Annotated in this window: 21 protein-coding genes and 1 pseudogene; 15 read left to right on the top strand and 7 right to left on the bottom strand. The window is 69.9% G+C overall.

The features are described from left to right. Positions 1-10: 10 nt before the first annotated feature. From ABD908_RS22040 to ABD908_RS22030, 3 genes are read right to left on the bottom strand one after another with little or no spacing between them, the layout of a single operon-like run. On the bottom strand, positions 11-643 hold the full coding sequence (locus tag ABD908_RS22040) for a hypothetical protein (RefSeq protein WP_345000052.1): 633 nt from the start codon (positions 641-643) through the stop codon (positions 11-13). Further along, positions 640-975, bottom strand: coding sequence for a hypothetical protein (locus ABD908_RS22035; RefSeq protein ID WP_345000050.1), 336 nt, complete (start codon positions 973-975; stop codon positions 640-642). The genes ABD908_RS22040 and ABD908_RS22035 overlap by 4 nt, the downstream gene beginning before the upstream one ends. After that, complete coding sequence (locus ABD908_RS22030; protein WP_345000048.1) at positions 975-1,136, bottom strand: helix-turn-helix transcriptional regulator; 162 nt, start codon at positions 1,134-1,136, stop codon at positions 975-977. Before ABD908_RS22030 ends, ABD908_RS22035 begins: the two co-directional genes overlap by 1 nt. A 522-nt stretch (positions 1,137-1,658) precedes the next feature. Between ABD908_RS22030 and ABD908_RS22025 the strand changes: the two genes are divergently transcribed. From ABD908_RS22025 to ABD908_RS21990, 8 genes are all read left to right on the top strand, one after another. Next, the gene (locus ABD908_RS22025) at positions 1,659-2,750 is read left to right on the top strand and encodes a hypothetical protein (RefSeq protein WP_345000046.1); all 1,092 of its coding nucleotides are present in this window, start codon (positions 1,659-1,661) and stop codon (positions 2,748-2,750) included. 1 nt (position 2,751) lies between these two features. Beyond that, positions 2,752-4,668, top strand: coding sequence for an FtsK/SpoIIIE domain-containing protein (locus ABD908_RS22020; protein WP_345000044.1), 1,917 nt, complete (start codon positions 2,752-2,754; stop codon positions 4,666-4,668). An 8-nt stretch (positions 4,669-4,676) separates the two neighbouring features. Next, complete coding sequence (locus ABD908_RS22015) at positions 4,677-5,069, top strand: hypothetical protein (protein ID WP_345000042.1); 393 nt, start codon at positions 4,677-4,679, stop codon at positions 5,067-5,069. Positions 5,070-5,283: 214 nt separating this feature from the next. Then, positions 5,284-5,679 (top strand): hypothetical protein, encoded by a 396-nt coding sequence (locus ABD908_RS22010; RefSeq protein WP_345000040.1) that lies wholly within the window; start codon positions 5,284-5,286, stop codon positions 5,677-5,679. Between the two features lie 345 nt (positions 5,680-6,024). Beyond that, a complete protein-coding gene (locus ABD908_RS22005; protein ID WP_345000038.1) occupies positions 6,025-6,408 on the top strand; it encodes a hypothetical protein in 384 nt (127 codons plus the stop codon). Between the two features lie 2 nt (positions 6,409-6,410). Beyond that, a complete protein-coding gene (locus tag ABD908_RS22000; protein ID WP_345000036.1) occupies positions 6,411-6,953 on the top strand; it encodes a hypothetical protein in 543 nt (180 codons plus the stop codon). Positions 6,954-7,618: 665 nt separating this feature from the next. After that, positions 7,619-7,912 (top strand): hypothetical protein, encoded by a 294-nt coding sequence (locus tag ABD908_RS21995; protein WP_345000034.1) that lies wholly within the window; start codon positions 7,619-7,621, stop codon positions 7,910-7,912. A 692-nt stretch (positions 7,913-8,604) separates the two neighbouring features. Continuing rightward, entirely contained in the window at positions 8,605-8,817 is a 213-nt protein-coding gene (locus ABD908_RS21990; protein ID WP_345000032.1) for a hypothetical protein, read from the top strand. Between the two features lie 56 nt (positions 8,818-8,873). Here ABD908_RS21990 and ABD908_RS21985 read toward each other — a convergent pair whose 3' ends face one another. After that, positions 8,874-9,524, bottom strand: a complete 651-nt coding sequence (locus ABD908_RS21985; RefSeq protein WP_345000030.1) for a Fic family protein — start codon at positions 9,522-9,524, stop codon at positions 8,874-8,876. 188 nt (positions 9,525-9,712) lie between these two features. Continuing rightward, a complete protein-coding gene (locus ABD908_RS21980; protein WP_345000028.1) occupies positions 9,713-9,850 on the bottom strand; it encodes a hypothetical protein in 138 nt (45 codons plus the stop codon). Positions 9,851-9,993: 143 nt separating this feature from the next. Here ABD908_RS21980 and ABD908_RS21975 point away from each other — a divergent pair, with 143 nt between their 5' ends. The 3 genes from ABD908_RS21975 (at position 9,994) to ABD908_RS21965 (ending at position 13,528) form a co-directional block, all read left to right on the top strand. Beyond that, the gene (locus ABD908_RS21975; RefSeq protein WP_345000025.1) at positions 9,994-11,334 is read left to right on the top strand and encodes a hypothetical protein; all 1,341 of its coding nucleotides are present in this window, start codon (positions 9,994-9,996) and stop codon (positions 11,332-11,334) included. 102 nt (positions 11,335-11,436) lie between these two features. Then, the gene (locus ABD908_RS21970; protein WP_345000023.1) at positions 11,437-12,189 is read left to right on the top strand and encodes a class I SAM-dependent methyltransferase; all 753 of its coding nucleotides are present in this window, start codon (positions 11,437-11,439) and stop codon (positions 12,187-12,189) included. A 190-nt stretch (positions 12,190-12,379) separates the two neighbouring features. Continuing rightward, on the top strand, positions 12,380-13,528 hold the full coding sequence (locus ABD908_RS21965) for a GGDEF domain-containing protein (RefSeq protein WP_345000021.1): 1,149 nt from the start codon (positions 12,380-12,382) through the stop codon (positions 13,526-13,528). A gap of 66 nt (positions 13,529-13,594) precedes the next feature. On the opposite strand, the gene ABD908_RS21960 is transcribed toward ABD908_RS21965, so the two are convergent. Together ABD908_RS21960 and ABD908_RS21955 are read right to left on the bottom strand one after the other, a co-directional pair. Further along, positions 13,595-13,981 carry a hypothetical protein gene (locus ABD908_RS21960; protein ID WP_345000019.1) on the bottom strand — a complete coding sequence of 129 codons (387 nt, stop codon included), beginning with the start codon at positions 13,979-13,981 and terminating at the stop codon, positions 13,595-13,597. Positions 13,982-14,193: 212 nt separating this feature from the next. After that, positions 14,194-14,766: a TetR/AcrR family transcriptional regulator gene (locus ABD908_RS21955; RefSeq protein ID WP_345000017.1), complete on the bottom strand. Its 573-nt coding sequence runs from the start codon at positions 14,764-14,766 to the stop codon at positions 14,194-14,196. Between the two features lie 82 nt (positions 14,767-14,848). Between ABD908_RS21955 and ABD908_RS21950 the strand changes: the two genes are divergently transcribed. The 4 genes and pseudogenes from ABD908_RS21950 to ABD908_RS21935 all read left to right on the top strand — a co-directional run. Then, positions 14,849-15,949: a saccharopine dehydrogenase NADP-binding domain-containing protein gene (locus tag ABD908_RS21950; RefSeq protein WP_345000013.1), complete on the top strand. Its 1,101-nt coding sequence runs from the start codon at positions 14,849-14,851 to the stop codon at positions 15,947-15,949. A gap of 150 nt (positions 15,950-16,099) precedes the next feature. Further along, positions 16,100-16,333, top strand: coding sequence for a hypothetical protein (locus tag ABD908_RS21945; protein WP_345000012.1), 234 nt, complete (start codon positions 16,100-16,102; stop codon positions 16,331-16,333). A 73-nt stretch (positions 16,334-16,406) separates the two neighbouring features. Next, the gene (locus ABD908_RS21940; protein WP_345000010.1) at positions 16,407-17,288 is read left to right on the top strand and encodes a 3-hydroxyacyl-CoA dehydrogenase family protein; all 882 of its coding nucleotides are present in this window, start codon (positions 16,407-16,409) and stop codon (positions 17,286-17,288) included. Between the two features lie 63 nt (positions 17,289-17,351). Further along, a pseudogene (locus ABD908_RS21935) lies at positions 17,352-18,628 on the top strand (CaiB/BaiF CoA transferase family protein); the annotation flags it as partial.

The raw sequence follows: 18,628 nt of genomic DNA, 5'->3' as shown, positions 1-18,628 counted from the left end.
CTGGTCCAGCTCATCCGACGCTCCCCGCGTTCAGCAGCTCGCTTGCCCGCGCGATCACGCAGCTCCAACCATCTCGGATCCACGCGGCGAGCCCGACCGCCGCGACGACGCCGAGCTCATCCGCCGCCAGCGCGGCGAGCGGGTCCGTGAGCAGCAGCGTGGGGTAGACATCGAGCGGATCCGCACCCTCCTCCGTGGCCCACCACCGCGTCTCCGCCGCGGTCCCGCAGACCACGACACCGGCCGCCCCGCGCCCGTGCTCCGCCGCGATCTCCCGCGCGGCCGCCCGGTGCGCCGCCGCGACCCGATCCGCCGCCGTCACTGGCTCGTCCAGGATCTCCGCCGCGGCTTGGATCCCCGCTGCTGCCATCGTGATTCCCGGCCACTCGACGCGGACCCAGCGGCCGACCGCGCGGCGCTCGTCGAGGTCCAGCTCGCGGTGCGCCGCGGTGTACAACGGGCTACCGAGCACCGTGTGCACGAGCGCGTCGGCCAGGCGCGCGCCGGTGAGCGCCCGCGTGACTCCCGCCGCCGCGATCGCGCCCGCGTAGGCCGCCAGCGCCGTGGTGCTGTCGCTGCAGGTCAGGGCCAGTTCCTGCGCTGCGAGCGCGTGCGCCTCGACCTCGTCGACGGTGAAGTTCATGCTGCCCTCCCAGCCCGGTCGCCTCCGACCAGCACGTCGAGGTCCTGCCACACCTCGACGACCCACTCCCGCACCTCGTCGAGACGGCCAGCCTCGTGCAGTTGCTGCAGGGCCTGCAGGCGCGCCGGCCGGCCTGCGATCCAGCCGAGGTACTCGGCCTGATTCATGTCGGCGACCGGGTGCCGAAGACGCCAGTAGCGGGCCTCCGCGAGCGCGCCGGCTACGACGATCATCGGCGCGTCGGAAGGCCAGGTCTCTGCGGCCATCTGTTTCCCTGCGCGCCCGTATCGGCGGCCCACTGCGCCGGCGTCCGACCACGTGTCGATGTGCATCACGCGGCACCTCCGCCCCGGTGCCCGTCCAGGTACCGCTGGAGATCTCCGTCGAAGATCACTGTGCGGGCACCGAACTTGTGCGACTGCAGCTGGCCGTTTCGACACATCCGGTACAGGGTCTTGGTGCTCAGGCCGGTAGCCTTCGCGACCTCTGCCACGGTCCGTCCGCGAGGCAGCTCCGGTGCCGACGGGACCACCTCGGGCGCCGGCCCCATACCACCCCCGCGGCCGCATTCGACGCACGGTCCGTCGTACCCCCTGATCTGAATCACTATGTCCTCCATCGGGTTGGGATTCCTGTACCTCTAAGTCTCGAGTACGCCTCCGACAACCCCGCCCGACGACACCTACACCCCTGTCCGGCGCACACCTGCGCCTGTGTGATCCTCCTCACACCGCCGCCGGACGGGGCGGGACGGCGCGGGACCGGGTGGGACTGCAGGTCCAGACATGTTGGGGCGCAGCAGTTTCCGACTCTTGTACCGGACACGTGGTCGGTGCACGCTGTCGGCATGGCGATCAGGACCACCTCCACCCGCGGTGACGAAACCGGGGATGATTCGCGGATTGCACTCGCGGCCCGACGGTTCGGAACTGCCGTGGCGGTCGCGGGCGTGCTCGTGGTCGGGGGATGCGCGGGGCCGGCGCACGCAGATCCGCCCCCGACCTGCGATCCGACGATGTCCACGGAGGCCTTCTCGGCGTGCTTGCACGCCGGTGACACGCCGACCGTCACAACGCCGTCGACTTGCCTGCCGGGCGATCCTGCGCTCTGCGCCCTGCTGCACCCCACCGCCACAGAACCCACCACGACGACGGCACCGTCGGCGCCGACCGGGACTGGCCCGGCGTCGGTGCTGCACCGTCTTCCGCGCCTGCACTTCTGGCCCGCCCTGGCGGTCGGTGCGGGCCTCCTGATCTGGGGCTGGAACGCGTTGCCCACGCCGACGAACCGACGCGGGTTCACGCTGAGCACGGTGCGCGCGGAGGTTGCGCGTGCGCGCAAGCGGATCACCGGCTGGAGCACGCTCGTGGGTGCTCTCCCTGCTGGCGGGTTCGGCTTGGAGGGACTGGGTTTCGCCGCCCTTGGTCTGCTCGTCGCGGTGCCCTGCTGGGTCGCGGCCGGACGCCGCAGCACCTACCTCACCCACGCGAGCACGGGCCTCGACCTGATCCAGGGAGAGTGGGCCGCGGCGTGCGACGCGGCCCGTGCCGCCGCCGCGCAACAGGCCGCGAACAGCCAGGCGCCGCACGACGATCTGGGTCTGGGCTTGAGCGCGGAACCGGTGCAGGTGCAGCTCCCGCCCGAGCCGCAGATCACCCTTGCGCAGGCGCACGCGCGGGGTGTCGGACACGCGCAAACGAACGGCTGGGCACCCCCGACGGGCAGCGCGCTCGCGGCGTTGACGGACGCGGCCGGGGGTACGGGACCGGCCGCGACGGCGCTCGACGGCGTTGCCCGCCAGCTCCGTTGGGGCACCTGGACGCGGAACGGCGACACGCAGGACTGGGAGCCTTGGGTGACGCTCGCCGGACTCCGCTACAACGTCGCCGGGCACGGTCTGGGCGACGCGGTTCTCCGGTTGCAGATCGACCACGCGACGCTCGACGAGGCGACCGTGCAGCGCGCCCTCCCGAGCCTCCTGCGTGCGTGGCGCTGCCGGTCCGCGACCGTCACCCGCGACGTGTCAAGCGGTCTCATCGAGGTCGCCGTCACGAACACCAAGCCGCCGACCGAGACCCGCACCAACCCCGCGGAGGAGTGGACCTGAGATGGCCGACTACGTCAATCCCTTCGCGTCCTACGTCGACGCTCCCGCCCCCGCCGAGCCGCCCGCCGAGACCTCCGCTGCCGCACCCGATCCCGAGCCGGACTTCGCCGCCGAGCAGGCCGCCCAGGCCGAGGCGCAGGAGCGGGCGCTGCAGCACGCCGCCGCCGAGTATGTGGCCATGCTTCCTGCCATCGAGGCGGCCCGTCCACTGCCCGCGACGGCGGGGCGGACGACCGAGCTGACCGGCGCCGAGAGGATCGCGGCGGGTGTGCGGAGTGCGCTGCGGAACAACGTGGGGAGCACGGTGCAGATCGTGCGCGACGCTGTCGTCGCGGATGTGCCTGTGAAGCCCGGCGTGAACGCGCACCGGCATGGCGCCTACCTCGCGGAATACCTCTACGCCCAGGGAAACCTGGGGCAGTTCGAGGCGCACGTGAGGCCAGCGGATGGGCATATTCTGCTGATCCGCCGGGGTGTTGCCGGGCCCGGTGTGGCATGGCGCGCAGCGGGTCCGAGGGCGCAGAAGTTCTACGAGGATGCGGCCTATCGGGACAAGGCTTTCGACCTCGTTCGGCTCCGCCAGACGAGGAAGAGTGACGGTGCGCGCCGGTATCCGAGGGTGCGCGAGTGGGGCGAGGACAGCCGCGGCGGGACCGTGACGCTCGACCTCTGCCCCGGCATGCTGCTCGGGCAGGTGCGGGCGGCGGAACCTGCACTACGACAGGCGCTGAACCTGCCGAGTCTCGTGGTCGACTCGGTGGGAATGAGACCGCTGATCCGGCTGAACAGCCGCGAGATCACCCGAGACTTCCCGAAGCGGAACCCGCTGTTGCCGGCCCTGTTCACCAGGCCCAGGACTCAGGCGGAGCGACACGCCGCCGCGGGGGATTTCGTGATCCCGTTGGGAGTTCGGGCGGACGGGAGCCCGATCCTCATTTCGCAGGCGGTGGCGCCGCACATGGGCATCTTCGGCGGCACTGGCATGGGCAAGACCGTGCTCCTGACGCAACTCGTGCAGGCGGCCGTTCTGCAGGGCGCGGAGGTGCTGCTGGTCGACGCGAAGAACGGCAAGGACTTACGGCGCATCGCGATGCTGAACCTGCCCGGCGTGGTCCACTACAGCGCCGGCAGCGAGGCGACTCTGCACCGCGCGGTGCGGTACGTGCGCGATGAATTCGAGCGCCGGAAGGCGCTCGCCGCCGCGCTGATGCGGGACGGCATCGAGTACCGCCCCGTTCCGCTGCTGCTGGTGTTCGACGAGGCTCCGGCGTGGATCGATGACCAGATCTCCGGCACCGACAAGGACGCGCGGAAGGCGGCGGAGACCACCGTCGCGAACCTCAGCTGGATCGCGAGCCAGGCCCGGGAGCAGAAGTGCTTCATCCTCACCGCCGGGCAGTACGCCTACGCCTCGGCGTTCGCCGGCCGCTGGAAGAGCAACACACAGACCCTGGTCATCCTCGGCCCGCCGAGCGAGATCAACCGGCAGAGCCTGTTCGCCGCGGGCGAGCCGCGGGACCGGGTGAAGGTGCTCGGCGCGCAGCTCACCAAGAGCATGAAGGGCCGCGGGATCGTGGCTGACGCCGAGACCGGAGAGATCCAGCTCTTCCAGGGGTTCTTCAACGACGGGGAGCACGCCGACGCCTTCGCCAGGGCGCTCGCCGAGACCCCGCGCCTGCGCCGGTTCGCTTGGGAGTTCCCGCTCCCGGGGCATGACGGCGGGGACGGCAGCTGGATGGACTGGACGCCCACCAGCGAGCCTTCCTCCGACGACCTCCCCGTGGTGTACCTCGACGGTCCCGACGGCGAGCCGGACCCCGGCGTCGAGGTCTACGACCCCACCAGCAAGCGGTACGCGCCGGGAACCCGTCGGCTTCGCGACGAGCACGAGCACCGCAACTCCTACGACCAGAAGTGAGGCCCCACATGAGCTTCCGACACCGACCGACCTACACGAACGTGCTCGCGAGTCGCGAGCTCATTCCGGGCAGCGCCCGTGCCCTCATGCGCACCATCGCCACCGCGACCGAGGCCCTCAATCGGATCGCCGTGGCTGAGTCCGGCGACCCGGCCACGGTGGTGGCCGCCGTCGCCGCGTGGAAGCGGGCGCAGGACCAGATCAACGCGTACACAGACGATCTTCTCGGCTTGGCGGTGCTCGGCGGGGCAGCGGTGAGCACCACGGCGCGCGCGACCGGCCAGCGACCCGAAACTCTGGCGACCCGACTCGCCGCGAGTCCGGCCGCGAGCCTGCGAGGCCTGGACCTCGTACGCGTCGGCGACGAGTGGGTCGTGGACACGTCGGCGGCGACCCCGTGACCGGCGTGCCCGCACCCGGCCTCGTCGGCCGACCGAACCGGACGCGGCGAGAACGGGGGTCCGGCGCCCTGACCAGCGCGTTTGATCCGGCGCGGCGCCGCGAGTTGTGCACCGGGCAGTGGAACCGGCTCGTCAGGCGTGCACCGTGCACAGCGCCAGATGTGCACGGGACACAGGGTGTGCACGGGCACGGTGCACGGTACAGGAGAGGGTGATGGGACGTCGGAAGGCGCCCACCGAGATCTCGCGCCGGACCGCGCGGGCAGAACTGCCGGCCGCCGTGCTCCGGCTGCTGCAGGCGGTGCATGCGGCGCAGGTGCCGCTGTCCGACCTTTATCTGCTGATGCAGAACGGCCATGCCGTGCATCCGCTCCAGGTCGCTGATGCGCTGGGCGAACTCCGCCGTGCCCAGGCCGAGGTGACCCACGCCGAGCATCTGCTGCTCGGTTGGTTGGCCCAGTCCGGGCAGTTCTCGGTGACCAGCCTGGCCCGCCGCGCGGGCTACGCGCCGGCCACCATGAGCCGCAGGCTGAGCGGCACCGCCGCCGACTACCTAGGCCGCGACCTCACGCGCAGGTCCGACGGGCGGATGCAGGTGAGCGACCGATGACCTACCCCGCGCTACAAACCCCCGCTACAGCCGCTACAGGCCCCGCCGCGGATCGGTCCGTGGAGGCCCCTGCAGAGGGGCTTGAAAAACCCCTGAACAGCGGAAACCCTATCCAACACCTGTGTATTCAACAGGGGTGCATCCCACAGCGCCCGCTACAAGCGGCGCTACAGCGAGCGCTACACGGGCCGCCACAGCCGGTGCCACAGGCCGCGCTACAGGCACCCCGGGGTCCACCGCGCCCCGTACTCGCGCCGCGCACGCTGCTCCGACCACCGACCTGTTAGAGGAGTGCCCCGGACCGACGCCCCGTCGACCCGGACGACTCACATCAGGAGCAAGAACATGAATCAGAACCCGAAGATCAGCGTCGAGCGCGTCGCCCGCATCTTGGCGGTCGCTGCGGCGACGAACCGGCTGCCTGACGACGTCACCGAGGAGGCCGCCGTCGTGGTCGCCCTGGTCGACGCGGGAGCGACCCGTCGCCGTGTCCTCGACGCGACCCGAGAGCTCGTCACGGCCGCCTGGATCCGCGCCGGTCGCGAGGCCGCGACCGCGTCGAAGCCCCGGCAGCTCAAGGCCGCGATCTCCCGCCTCCGCGGAGTCCGTGACCTGGAGGCGCAGCTCGGCCTCGCGCCGGCCACGGAGCAGCCCGCCACCGCCCCCGAGCCGCCCGCCGACCCGGTCGCCGCCGAGCCCGCCGGTTTCAGCACCGGATGGGAGGCCTGATCATGTCGATCCGAGAGAAGATCCGGCCGTGCGTCCGCCGGCCCGTTCCGTTGGCCGCGGCGAGTGCCGGTGTGGGTGCCGTGATCGCGCTGTCGATCGCGGCGTTCCTGCCGCAGTCAACCGCACCCGCGGCGGCCCCGGTGGCCGCGTCCACGTCGCCAGGGGAACACGACGCGGTGCCGGATCCGGCAGCGTTCCTCGCCGCGGCGCCGCCCGACCAGCCCTACCTCGGCTGGGCGATCCAGCACCACCAGCCGTACATCTTCCTTGCTCACAACGGTGCGGGCCGCACGTGCATGACGTGGGTGCTGCAGAGCGACGGCCAGGTGTTCGGATTCGCCGGCGGCGGGCCGTACCGGATCGGGCTGCTGCCGGCGCAGCGTCTGACGGACATCCCGCAGGCGCAGTGGGCGGAGACCCTCCGGTGCACGATGCCGGACAGCTGGATCAGCATCGCGCCGATTCCGGCGTCGGAGATGCCGCATCCCAGCGCCGGGCTGCAGCCCGGAGACCCGGTTCTGACCATGCCCGTCCCCCAGGGCTGATCCTCACCGCCCTACAGGCCCCGTACCTCCCCGGTGCGGGGCCTGTCCCATGCCCACCGCCGGCGCCGGTGCGGGCACCCGGTCGGGGTCGGCGGCCGGGGTGGACGGAGCGGAATCCCCGGATCCACGCGTCGGCGTCGTCCGGATGTAGGCCGCGCGGGCAGTGGGTTTCGGCGTCGTCCGGGGATAGGCAGGGAAGCTCGCGGCGTAGGTCACGGGCGGCGTCGCGGCCGGTGATGTAGGCGGCGGATTCGGAGAGGGACATGATGCGGGATGGTGCACCGGAACCCCGCCAGTAATCCTCCGCGGCGCGACCGCTCCGGGGCAGGTCACGGCACCTTTCTGCGGCGCGGATCTTGACCCACGGTTGACCCATACCTGTTGCGCACCTGTGTATGCCGTCGACATCGCAGCAGGTCACTGCGTCCTCGACAGACCTGGTGTAGCCAGAATCCCCAGGTGCGGCTAGCTTGAAAGCGAGCGTGGGTGAAACCACCGGGGGTTCAAATCCCTCCGCTTCCGCAGGTCAGAGGGGGTTTCGAGGCGCTTCGCATGGCCCCGGAACCCGCCTCATGACGCAAGGCGACACATGCGCCGGGCGTAACCGTGCGGCGTGTCATGCACCGCGGCTTGGCTCACCCCTCTATCCGAGGTGAGATACCGCCATGAAAATCCCCAACCGGGCTATCGCCGCGCACACCAAGCAGACGTCCGACCGCGCCGCCGGGACGTTCACCGCGCCGTCCGAGTCGACGGTCCGCGAGGACTGTCAGCAGCGGCTCGCAGGGAGGCGGCTCAAGCCCGCCACGCGGGCCGCCTACGAGTTCGCGCTCGACCCCATGACCGAGCGGTACGGCGCCCGGCTCGTGCAGAAGATGAGTAAGACGGACATCGAGAAGCTCGTCGTAGAACTGTGCGACGTGACGGGGCCTCGTGGGGCCGGGCGCACACCTCTATGAATTCGATATCGGCGCGGTGACGGAGTGTGTGGAAGGACCTGCACGCACAGGGGATTCTGCCTCGCAACGTCGTGATGCTGGTGGAGCTGCTTCGGAAGCCGTCGGACGCCCTCGACGTGAAGCTCGACGACTTGCTGAGCGAGGTCGAGGTGCAGCAGCTTGTCGACGCCGACGCCGACGCCGACGCCGACGCCGTGCACACCTGGGCGGTCGGCGCCGAGCCGCAACCCCGTCGCAACGTCGAGCACGGGAAGCTCCGCGAACTGTTCGTGCACCTCGCACTTCTCGGCTTCCGCCGCGGTGAGCTCGCCCGGGCTGCGGTGGAGCGCCGTCGACCTCGCCGGTGCGGCAGCGACTCTGACGGTGCGCGCGGTTCGCGTGGCCACGCGCGAGGGGATCATCGACCAGGGCGACGCGAAGAGGCGCGGCAGCACACGCACGCTAGACCTCCCGCCGCACCTGCGGCGGGTCCGCCTGGAGCAGCGTACGCGCACGCGCCGCGGGAGTCGCCGGCCGACGCTGCGGCCTCGAGGCTGACGCGCCGCAGCTTGTGTTGCCGCTGCGGAGCCCGTCTCGTTCGCGCTGCAACATCTCCCGCGCATACGAGTCCGACAGCATCTCTTCGGCTGCAGCACGTCGTGTAGCAGGCGCTACGCCCGGTGCGGGACGCCCAGCCGGCGGAGGTGCCGGCCGTGATCCTGGCGCAGGACGATCCGACGCCGCGCGAGGAGCGAGTTCCCTTGGCGGAGTGGGCGGAACGGCGTCGCGAGCTGGTGACCGCGGCGGCCGCGGCGTCCGATGCGCACGGCGGAGAGGTGGTGCTGACGGGATCGGTGGGCGCGGCGCACTGTGGGTGCGAACATCTCGCAGACGACTCGTCGATGTGCACTGGGCCCCATGGATGAGGGTGGGGATTTCGCTGCCGCAGCGGTGGATCCGCTGGGGATGGCGTTGGCAGAGATCACCCGAGCGGGGTGAGTCCCATGCTGCGCAACATGTCCTTGACGCCGTCGTGCTCACCGAAGCGGTAGGCGCGGGCCAGTAGGTCGTTGAACCGGCTCGCGACGCCGGGGTCGTCCGGATCGACCGGGACGGTGAGTACCAACCCGGCGCCGGAGCCGATGAGTACGGCGTTCGCGGCGAAGATCGCTGTGCGTTTGTTACCGTCGCCGAACGGCTGTGCCTTCGCCAGCTCGACGAACAGGTCGAGCGCGTTCTCGCGTGCATCGCTGCCGGCCAGTGCGGCGTCGATGATGTCCTGCAGTCCGGACTCGGTGAGGGCCTCGGGCTCGTGGCGTCCGTATGGGGTGTTGACGCCGATGGGTGGTTCCGGTGTCCTGAGTCGGCCCGGGTGCAGTGAACCGCTTCGGGTGAGCGTGGCGTTGATGTCGCTGACGAACGCGGCGTCGACCGCATCGGTCGCGTGGTCGATGACGTACTGCGCGGCGTCGCGCAGGTCCTGCAGAAGCGCGAGGTCCTGGCGTGACGTGACGCCGTCCAGGCTGCCGTAGCGGAGGAAGTTCTCGGTGTCGAGTCGGCCGGTGGAGAGGCCGTCGAACACCTTGCCGGAGGAGTACGCGACCCCGGCGAGATCGGCGATGGTGATGGGCACGCTGTTCTCCTTCAGAAGTGCGCCGATCGTATCGGTCGCGACGTGTCGGATACCGCGGTGACGTGGCACCGCAATCGCGCCGCGGTCGGCGGGGGCGGTGCGGAGGACCGGTGACCGGGCGACCGGACAGGCACGAACCGCGCGCTCGACCGGGTCGCAGGCTGTTACACCTGGTCGGGTTGCGCGCCTTACAAGCCGGGGATCTCGGTCTTGATCGCGAACAGCAGGTTCCGATAGGCGGCTTCGGCTTCGGTGTCGGCTTCGGCTTCGGTGTCGGGGGCGTCCTCGCCGAGCAGCAGGTCGCGCCCGTGTAACTCGCCCTGCACGCCGATCGGGCCGTGGCCGAGACGGTGTCAACCGGCTGTGATCCAGCTGGGGCACGTCCCCTCCGTCGCCCGATTGACCTACGATCACGACGCAGGCTCCGCAGCCGATGGCGGACCCTCTGACCAGGGGAGGTGCGATGTCCATGCGCCGCTTCTTGCCGGTCGCATCGGGACTGGCCGGTGCTGCGATCGCCGTCGGTCTGATCGCGGCACAGACTACGGTACCGATGTCGCCGACCGATGCGATCGGGCTCCATCTGGTGGTGAATTCGATCGCCAATATCCCCGAGAATCTCGCCGACATCATCGGCGACCTCCCCGCGAACCGACTCGCGGGCGTCGATGACATGACGGAGGGCTTGAACGTGTCCGGCAACTGGTGGCAGTACCAGCCCGGCAACGTCATCGGCTTCGACCAGGGCGACCTGGCGAAGGTCCACGGGTTGACCCACATGCTGATCCCCATGCCGGGTGTGGCGGAGGCGATCGCCGATCAGCTGTCCCTGCTCGGAGAAGCCGAATTCCCGATGACCCCGGGCTGCACAGGTATTCCCGGGCCGTGCAACAGCTCGACGTACTGGACGCCGTACTTCACGGTGGCACCGTGGACCCTCCTGTCGGGGTATCGGTTCGGGAGGGTGGTGAACACCATCGACTCCAGTGTCTATATCCCCTGGTCCAACACCATCGGCAGATTCGATCCGTTCGCGGTGGTGCAGGCCCTCTGGGACGCTCTGACCGGGCCGCCGTCCGGCGTCGAGAGCGTGCCGAGCCGGTCGGACTCCGCCTTCGCCCACCGTCGACTCGACCAGGCGTTGTCCGACGCGCTGAACCCGTTCGTGCCGGGTACCTACTGCCTGCCGTGTCAGGCCGAGGTCCCCGGTGCACCGGACTCCCTCAGCCGCGTACCGTTGTTCGGCGAGTGGTACACCTTCCTGGATTTAGGCCAGGAGTTCACCCCGACCGATCGACCGGGCCACCCCGACCCCACCTTTCCCGACGGGAACGTCGACGCTTTGTCGGTCTGGACCACCGCGGGTCAGCAGCGTCTGTGGTCGGACGTCATGAAGTCGGCCACCGACCCCGCCTACTCCGCGAGCCAGTTCACTCAGGCCCGCGATCTGCTTCGGACCGAGGCGACCAACTACGGCCCGTGGGTGACGGGCGCGCCGACGGGGATCGCTCGCGCGGGAACGACGGTCTCGCGCGAGTGGATGAGGCTGCAGTCCGACGTGCTGTCCTCGCTCGGGCCGCCCTCGGGTTCTGCACGCGACACGGCGACTCGTCTCGGCGTGGACTCCGCCGCGCCAGACGAGATTCCACCGGCGGTGCCCCCGCGGTCCGCCGCCGCGGTGACGTCGGTGGCGAGGGCGCTGCAGTCGGTCACCGCCGCCACCGGTGCACCCGCTGCAACGGAAGCGCGTCAGCATGGGTTCGCGGCGTGGTGGTCACGACTGACGAAAGTGCCGATTCCGATCCGTTGACGAGAGTCCGCCGGTACGGGTGGTCGGATAGCCGGTGGGCATACCGGCGGCGAGTCTAGCGATCGTTGAGGTCACGCCGCTCCCGGTCGTAGATTGGGGTGCGTGGCTGGTAGCGATGAAGGCGCGGTCTCATTCGGAGCCGTTGCCGGCGTGTACGAGGCGGGGCGACCCGAGTACCCCGCGGAAGCAGTCCAGTGGATGCTCGAGCCGGTGTCGGGCGGTGCGGGACGACGTGTGCGCGTCGCGGACGTGGGCGCGGGCACAGGCAAACTGACACGTGTGGTGTCGGCGGTCGGTGGTGATGTCGTTGCTGTCGATCCCGACGCGTACATGCTGGCGGCTCTGCGCGATGCGGTTCGTGATGTACCGACGTTCATCGGCACCGCCGAGTCACTCCCATTCCAGGACGCCGAGTTCGACGCCGTCGTCCTCGGCCAGGCTTGGCACTGGGTCGACCCGGTGACGGGATCGCGCGAGATCGGTCGGGTGCTCCGCGACGGTGGCGTCCTGGGTTTGATCTGGAATCTGCGAGACGACTCGGACGCCTGGGCCCGCCGATTGGACGCGATCATGCCTGAGGGCAAGGCGCAGGAGATGCTTGCCGCTGGAACCCCGCCCGTCCGGGCTCCGTTCGGTGAATCCGAGGAACGGGTGTGGCACTGGACCCGTCAGCTGACCCGGTCCGAAGTCGGGGACATGGTGCGTTCGCGAAGCTTCTACATCACGGCCACGCCCGAGCAGTGCGCCGGCATTGACGGCGCGCTGGACGAGTTGCTCGACGACCTGGGGCTCGACTCGGACGAGACCATCGATCTGCCCTATGTGACGCGTGCCTATCGGGTCGTGCGGCGCTGACGAGCGGCGCTGCATCGTCGCGCTCCGCGAGGTCGCGTTGTGGTCCGCGCCAGTCGATCGAGTCGGCCCGTGCAAGCCGAGGCCCGACGGTGATAGCGTGCCCCCGCGTGAATGTGCAGAAGTTCGCCTTCGCCACCTCGTTCGTTGTTGCGCGTAAGAGGCCGCACGGTGCTGCAGGCGAGGCACGTCGATGGGCGTTCTGAAGCTGCTCGGATACGAGCGGCTCCCCGCCTACGGCCTGCAGGCGGCGCGAGCCCTTGCCGACACCCGCCGGTGGCGTGTCGCCGGTGTCAGGGAATATCGGTTGTTCATCGAGCTGATCCACCGCGAGCCCGGCATCGCCCGCTACTTCACTCGGCTGTTCGGCGCCGGCGTGCTCACCCTCGGCATCATCAACATCTGCGCTCAGCTCGATCCACTCGGCCCCCACGGAATCGTGCAACGGGGACTGAACGTCGCCATCTCGTTGGTGATGGCCGCGGCGGGCTTCTGGTGGCGGTTCGCCCCGTTCCCGTCCATGCGGCGCGTCCTGATCTTCGTCGCAGGCGTCGATCTGCTGGTACCGCTCGATGTGGGGAGCATGTCGTCCCCCGAAGGGCGGATCGCGTTCGCCTGCGTCCTGTCGTTCATCGGCCTGTTCATCTGCTTCGCCTTCGGGTGGCGGATCATGCTGCTGCACGTGATCTTCAGCCTGGGCGTCGTCGCGGGCCTCACCGCCTGGGCTCACGTCGTCGATCACCGGGCGCTGTGGGCGCTGGCCCCGTTCATCGTGGTCGACGTCCTGGTTGTCGCAGCCGTGCCCGCGGGGCTGCAGTTCGTGGTCGACGTGGCCAGATCGGAGACGATCGTGCTCACCGAGGAGTCGATCCGCGATCCGCTCACCGGCGCACTCAATCGCCGCGGTTGGGAGACGCTCGCTCCCCGCTTCGCTCGGCGGTGCCAGCCGAACGGGGTCGTCGTGTTCGTGGCCGTGGACATCGACAGGTTCAAGGAGATCAACGACTCCCGTGGCCATTCCTACGGAGACGCCGTCCTGCAGCAGACGGCCGCGCGGTTGAAGGCTGTGCCACGTGCGGCGCTCGTGGCCCGCCCTGGCGGGGACGAGTTCGTCCTCGCGGCCGACCTGGCGTCACCGGACGAGGTCGAATCATTCGCGCAGCTGTGTGCCCAGCACCTGCGGTATGACGATGCGACCTTCACGGTGAGCATCGGCGTGGCGTATCGCGCGGTCGTCGACGGTGACCGTCGGATCGCCGAGGTGGTCGACTCGGCCGACGCCGCCATGTACGAGGTGAAGCGAGCAGGCGGAGACGGGTACCTCGTTGCTCACCCCGAGTGAGCAGACCACCGCACGCTTAGGCGCTCGGGCCCCTACACCCACAGCCGTCGCCGCGGCCTGTCCACATCATGTCTGCGGAGCAGAGCGTGCGGCGGACACCGCGGTGCGGATCTGCTCGGCGAGCTTGGCTGCGCCGAAGCAGCGGACCTTGAGCACCAGGTCACCGGTGCGCACAGCGACGATCCTGGTGAGCACACCGGACAGCAGATCGACCGAATCGATCGAGCGTAAGTCGACGGTGATGTCCAGCTGTCCCGACTGGATCGAGCGGTTGACGGCATTGGGGCGGAACTGAACGTCGGTGGTGGTGATGGTGACGCGGCTACCGACCCACAGGCCGCCGTTGCGATGTTTGTCATCGTCGCGGACAGGTCCGCCGACTGCGTTCATTGCGAAGCCGACGTGGACGTCCTCGATCAACGCGTTCGCCGTGCGCGAGGCGATCACTGTCATCGGTTGTGTCCCCTCATTCGCTGCCACCCGCGCATGAGCATAGCGACGATGACAGGTGCAGCCGCGTCACGACGTCGATTGCCGGCACCTCCACCGCGATCGCGCCGCACAGCGGTCTTCGCTACTCGGCCGTCCAGCCTCAGCCCATGACCAGTCATCAAGGACTCACCTCAGCGATAGGTCGCGGTAACGTGGCCCCACGAAGAATCGAATCAGCATGGTGCCGATACGAATTCGCGTCGGAGCGCGGTGAGGGCCGACCGTAGGATCTCGACGAGGGGCCGATCGTCGTCACCGTCGAGCCAGGCCTGAACCGACACGTACATCACCGCGACGCACATCTCGGCCAGTAGTGCCGCCACCGTCGGGTCGAGCCCGCGTTCGCTGAGCGCGGCGCGTGCCGCCTCGCTCAGCATCGCGCGCTTGCGGAGTTCGCGTTCGGTCAGGCCCTCGTCGGAACGGATGATGTCGCGGCGGCGGCGCAGGTCGGCGCGCCGGTGCTCGAAACGGGTGTGCGCGAATGCTTCGAGCGCGCCGGTCAGCAGCGTCATCGGGGGCAGGTCTGTGGGGGCCTCGGTGATCATCCGGGCAGCAGCGACGGGTATCTCCTCGTCGCCGAACAGCACCTCACGCTTGTCCGCGAAGTGGCGGTAGAACGTGCGCGTCGTCAGGCCCGCGCGGGCCGTGATCTGCGGCACCGTCGTCTCCGCGAATCCCTGCTCGACGAACAGATCGAGCGCGGCCTGCTCCAGGCGCTCGCGCGCGTCCGGTTGCCATCTGCCCACGTTTCCACCCTAACCGATGACATGTCGTGTCATTCAGCGTAGGTTGATGACATGTCGTGTCGTCAATGGAGTGGAGCAGGTCATGCGTGAGGCGGTCTGGATTCTGGGTGGGACGGGGCGTGCGGGCCACTCGATCGCGTCCGAGCTGGTGGAACGGGGCTGCGAGCCCGTCCTGGTCGGACGCGACCGCGCCCGGCTGACGGTGGCGGCCGCAGCGCTCGGTGCGGACACCCTGGTCGCCGGGTCCGTCGACGCGATCGCGGCGGAGATCGCGAATCGGACACCGGCCGTGGTGATCAACACGATCGGCCCGTTCACCGCCTCGGCGCCGGCCGTCGCGCGCGCCTGTATCGAGCACGCCACGCATTACATCGATCTGGCCAACGATCTCGCCGCCGTCGGGGAGACCCTCGCGCTCGGCGATGCGGCCGCGGCCGCCGGCGCCACCTTGGTGACCGGCGCGGGCTTCGGGGTCACCGCCACCGAGAGCGTGGTGGTGAAGCTGTGCGCGGGGCGACCGACACCCCGCGACGTTCGGGTGGACATGATCCCCTCACTCGCAGTCGACGGTGGACCCATGGGTGAGGCGCTGGCGGGGACACTGGTCGGTGGGATCCCCGGCGTCGACGGTGGTGGCCGCTTCCAGGGTCGCCGCTACCGCGACGGGCGTCTCGTCGCCGCGCCCATCGGCGGTGACGCCGTGCAGCTGACCCTGCCCGACGGTGCCCGCGTGACCACCGCCGGCGCCCCGCTCGGTGAGCTCATGGCGGCGCAGCGGGCATCCCGGGCACCGTCGGTCCTGGCTGCATCCAGCGAGACACCGCACTCCACCGCGATGCGGGTCCTGCTGCCCCTCGTGACACCGCTGCTCCAGGTCGCAGCCGTGCGGGACTTCGCCCTGAGGCGTCTGGCGCGGGTCGAGATCGCCGCTCGCCCACGACCGCGCGAGCACTCCTACGGGCACGCGCGTGTGACCTGGTCCGACGGCACGAGCAGCGAGGGTTGGCTGCGGCTCGGCGACGCGCAGGCCTTCACCGGTGCCGTGCCGGCAGAGATCGCCCGCAGGCTCGTGGGCGGCTCGGGCCGCCCCGGTGCGTTCACGCCCGCCGCCCTGTTCGGGCCGGACCTCGCCGAGTCCTGCGGCGCCGAATACCTGTTGCCGGCGGATGGTGACGGGGCCTGATCTCGGTCGGTGCGCGACGTCGTCGATGCCGGATCGATTCGGACTTTCTGTACGAGTTCGGGTCTCGACCGTGTGCCGTGCCTCGGACAGGGTAGACAGGAGGCGCCAGGACGGCGCAGCGCCGGCCGGGTACCGCCGGGAAGGACCTGAATGTACCGACATCTGCCGGCGCTCGGGATAGTCACGCACACCATCTACCGGATCGACGTGACCGAGGGCGGCGTCGAGCAGGTGTACGCCGACGACCGTGGAGCCCCGCCCGACGGCAATACGCTCAACCGTGCGCCGCTGCCGCCGGCCGCTGCGCTCGGCTCGTCGCCGGAGATCCTCGCCCGCGACTTCCGCGAGGCGATCGGCCTCACGGGGAGCCGACGTCCCGCCTGAGCACCGACCCGTCTGAGCGCCGACCCGTCTGAGCAACAAACGGCCCCAACCCCTTTCGGAAAGGAACCGCGCCATGAGCTTCGCGCACACCTACGATGAGATCCGCACCCGCCCCGTCACCGTCTTCGGTGCCGGCACCCTGGGGCGGCGTATCGCGCTGATGTTCGCCACCCGCGGTGGCGAGGTCCGCATCTACGACCCGGTCGTCGCACAGGCCCAGGCCGCCGTCGACTACGTCGCCGCGACCCTGCCAGAGGTGCTCGCCCAGCGAGGTTCCGGCGAGGCCGGCCGCGCGGTCGCCCACGACAGCGTCGGCGACGCGCTCGCGGACGCGTGGCTCGCCATCGAGGCGGTCCCCGAGCGGCTCGACATCAAGATCCCCCTGTGGGGCGAGATCGACAGGGCTGCACCCGCGGACACCGTCTTCGCCACCAACTCGTCGTCGTACGCCTCACGCCTGATGGACGAGAACATCCGGGACAAGTCCCGCTTCTGCAACATGCACTTCTACATGCCGCCGGCGGCCAACGCCGTCGATCTGATGTCCGACGGGCAGACCTCCCGCGACGTCCTGGACTCGCTGCTCGCCATTCTTCCCGAGTTCGGCGTGTACCCGTTCGAGGCCCGCAAGGAGAGCACCGGCTTCATCTTCAACCGAGTGTGGGCGGCGATCAAACGAGAGTCGCTCGCCGTCGTGGCCGACGGTGTCGCTCGCCCCGAGGATGTGGACGCCATGTTCCGGCTCAATTGGCACATGCCTTCGGGACCGTTCCAGATGATGGACTCGGTGGGGCTGGACGTGGTGCTCGACATCGAGGACCACTACGCCGCAGAGAACCCCCACCTGCCCGAGGGGCCGAGGCGGCTGCTGCACGAATACGTCGACGCCGGAAAGCTGGGGCGCAAGTCCGGCGAAGGCTTCTACAGTTATCCGTCGGCGGCGGTAGAGGGCTGACCTCACCCGCAGCACGCCGTCGTCTGCTATCACCGAGAGCGGAACAGCGACGGCAGGAGTGCAATGGCCACCACGGATGTCCGCCCACTCGACGGGGTGCGGGTGCTCGAACTGGGGAACTACATCGCGGCACCGACTGCGGGCAGGTTGCTCGCCGACTTCGGGGCCGAGGTGATCAAGGTCGAGCGGCCGGTGACCGGCGACGAACTGCGCAACTGGCGTCTCTACGCCGGTGACACGTCGATGCTGTACCGGACGATCAACCGCAACAAGAAGTCGATAGTCCTGGACCTCCGCACCGAGCGGGGCCGCGAGCTCGTGCTCGAGCTCGTCCGGCACTGCGACGTGCTGCTGGAGAACTTCCGACCCGGCACGCTCGAGAGGTGGGGGCTCGGGCCGGAAGTGCTGGACCGCGCGAACGCCGGCCTCGTCGTCACGCGGATCTCGGCGTTCGGCCAGACCGGCCCACTGGCAGAGCGCCCTGGATTCGCCGCGTGGCGGAGGCTGTCGGCGGGCTGCGCGAACTGGTGGGGGACCCCGACCGGCCGCCGGTACGGGTCGGGGTCTCGATCGGCGACTCGATCGCCGGGATCTACGCCGCGTTCGGCACAGTCATGTCGCTGTTCCAGCGGGAGTCCCACCGCAACAAGGGCTCCGGAGTGGTGGAGCTGCAGCAGCGGATCATCGACGTCGCGCTCAACGAGTCGATCCTGTCCGTCATGGAGTCCCTGGTCCCCGACTATCTCGCCTACGGGGTCCAGCGCGAACGCGTCGGCGGGCGGATGGAGGGTATCGCACCGTCGAACGCGTACCCCTGCTCCGACGGCCGCAGCATCATCATCGGCGGCAACGGCGACGCGATCTACGGCCGATACATGCGCACCATCGATCGGCCCGACCTCGCGGAAGACCCTGGGCTGCAGACGAATGCCGGCCGCTGGGAACGCCGCGAGGAACTCGACGCCGCCATCGCCGAGTGGACGGTCCGCCACACCGGCGACGACGCACTCCGGATCCTCGAGCGGGCCGGAGTGCCGTCCGGACCGATCTACACGGCAGCCGACATCTGCGCGGACGAACAGTACAGGGCGCGCAATATGATCCAACACTTCGACGTCGATACCGGAGGCCCCGCACCGGTATCCGTCGGCTTCCCGGGCATCGTCCCCGTACTCGGTGGGCGGTCCCTGCCCATTCGCGATGTGGGCCCCGACCTCGGCGAGCACACCGAGGAGGTGTTGCGGGACCTGCTCGGCATCGCGCCCGACGGTGCCGCGCCCGACGGTGCCGCGCCCGACGGTGCCGCGCCCGACGGTGCCGCGCCCGACGGTGCCGCGCCC

The organism is Tsukamurella soli (assembly GCF_039541155.1).
Lineage (GTDB): Bacteria > Actinomycetota > Actinomycetes > Mycobacteriales > Mycobacteriaceae > Tsukamurella > Tsukamurella soli.
The sequence above is the reverse complement of the archived record's forward strand: the minus strand, read 5'-3'. Positions and strand labels throughout refer to the sequence as shown.

What these genes read in the sequence shown, in the direction of transcription:
- ABD908_RS22025 (WP_345000046.1), top strand. Translation starts at nt 1,659, where the DNA reads ATGTCCACGGAGGCCTTCTCGGCGTGCTTGCACGCCGGTGACACGCCG.
- ABD908_RS22035 (WP_345000050.1), bottom strand. Translation starts at nt 975, where the DNA reads ATGCACATCGACACGTGGTCGGACGCCGGCGCAGTGGGCCGCCGATAC.
- ABD908_RS22020 (WP_345000044.1), top strand. Translation starts at nt 2,752, where the DNA reads ATGGCCGACTACGTCAATCCCTTCGCGTCCTACGTCGACGCTCCCGCC.
- ABD908_RS22010 (WP_345000040.1), top strand. Translation starts at nt 5,284, where the DNA reads ATGGGACGTCGGAAGGCGCCCACCGAGATCTCGCGCCGGACCGCGCGG.
- ABD908_RS21965 (WP_345000021.1), top strand. Translation starts at nt 12,380, where the DNA reads ATGGGCGTTCTGAAGCTGCTCGGATACGAGCGGCTCCCCGCCTACGGC.
- ABD908_RS22015 (WP_345000042.1), top strand. Translation starts at nt 4,677, where the DNA reads ATGAGCTTCCGACACCGACCGACCTACACGAACGTGCTCGCGAGTCGC.
- ABD908_RS22000 (WP_345000036.1), top strand. Translation starts at nt 6,411, where the DNA reads ATGTCGATCCGAGAGAAGATCCGGCCGTGCGTCCGCCGGCCCGTTCCG.
- ABD908_RS22040 (WP_345000052.1), bottom strand. Translation starts at nt 643, where the DNA reads ATGAACTTCACCGTCGACGAGGTCGAGGCGCACGCGCTCGCAGCGCAG.
- ABD908_RS21995 (WP_345000034.1), top strand. Translation starts at nt 7,619, where the DNA reads ATGAAAATCCCCAACCGGGCTATCGCCGCGCACACCAAGCAGACGTCC.
- ABD908_RS21940 (WP_345000010.1), top strand. Translation starts at nt 16,407, where the DNA reads ATGAGCTTCGCGCACACCTACGATGAGATCCGCACCCGCCCCGTCACC.
- ABD908_RS21945 (WP_345000012.1), top strand. Translation starts at nt 16,100, where the DNA reads ATGTACCGACATCTGCCGGCGCTCGGGATAGTCACGCACACCATCTAC.
- ABD908_RS21960 (WP_345000019.1), bottom strand. Translation starts at nt 13,981, where the DNA reads ATGACAGTGATCGCCTCGCGCACGGCGAACGCGTTGATCGAGGACGTC.
- ABD908_RS21975 (WP_345000025.1), top strand. Translation starts at nt 9,994, where the DNA reads ATGCGCCGCTTCTTGCCGGTCGCATCGGGACTGGCCGGTGCTGCGATC.
- ABD908_RS21950 (WP_345000013.1), top strand. Translation starts at nt 14,849, where the DNA reads ATGCGTGAGGCGGTCTGGATTCTGGGTGGGACGGGGCGTGCGGGCCAC.
- ABD908_RS22005 (WP_345000038.1), top strand. Translation starts at nt 6,025, where the DNA reads ATGAATCAGAACCCGAAGATCAGCGTCGAGCGCGTCGCCCGCATCTTG.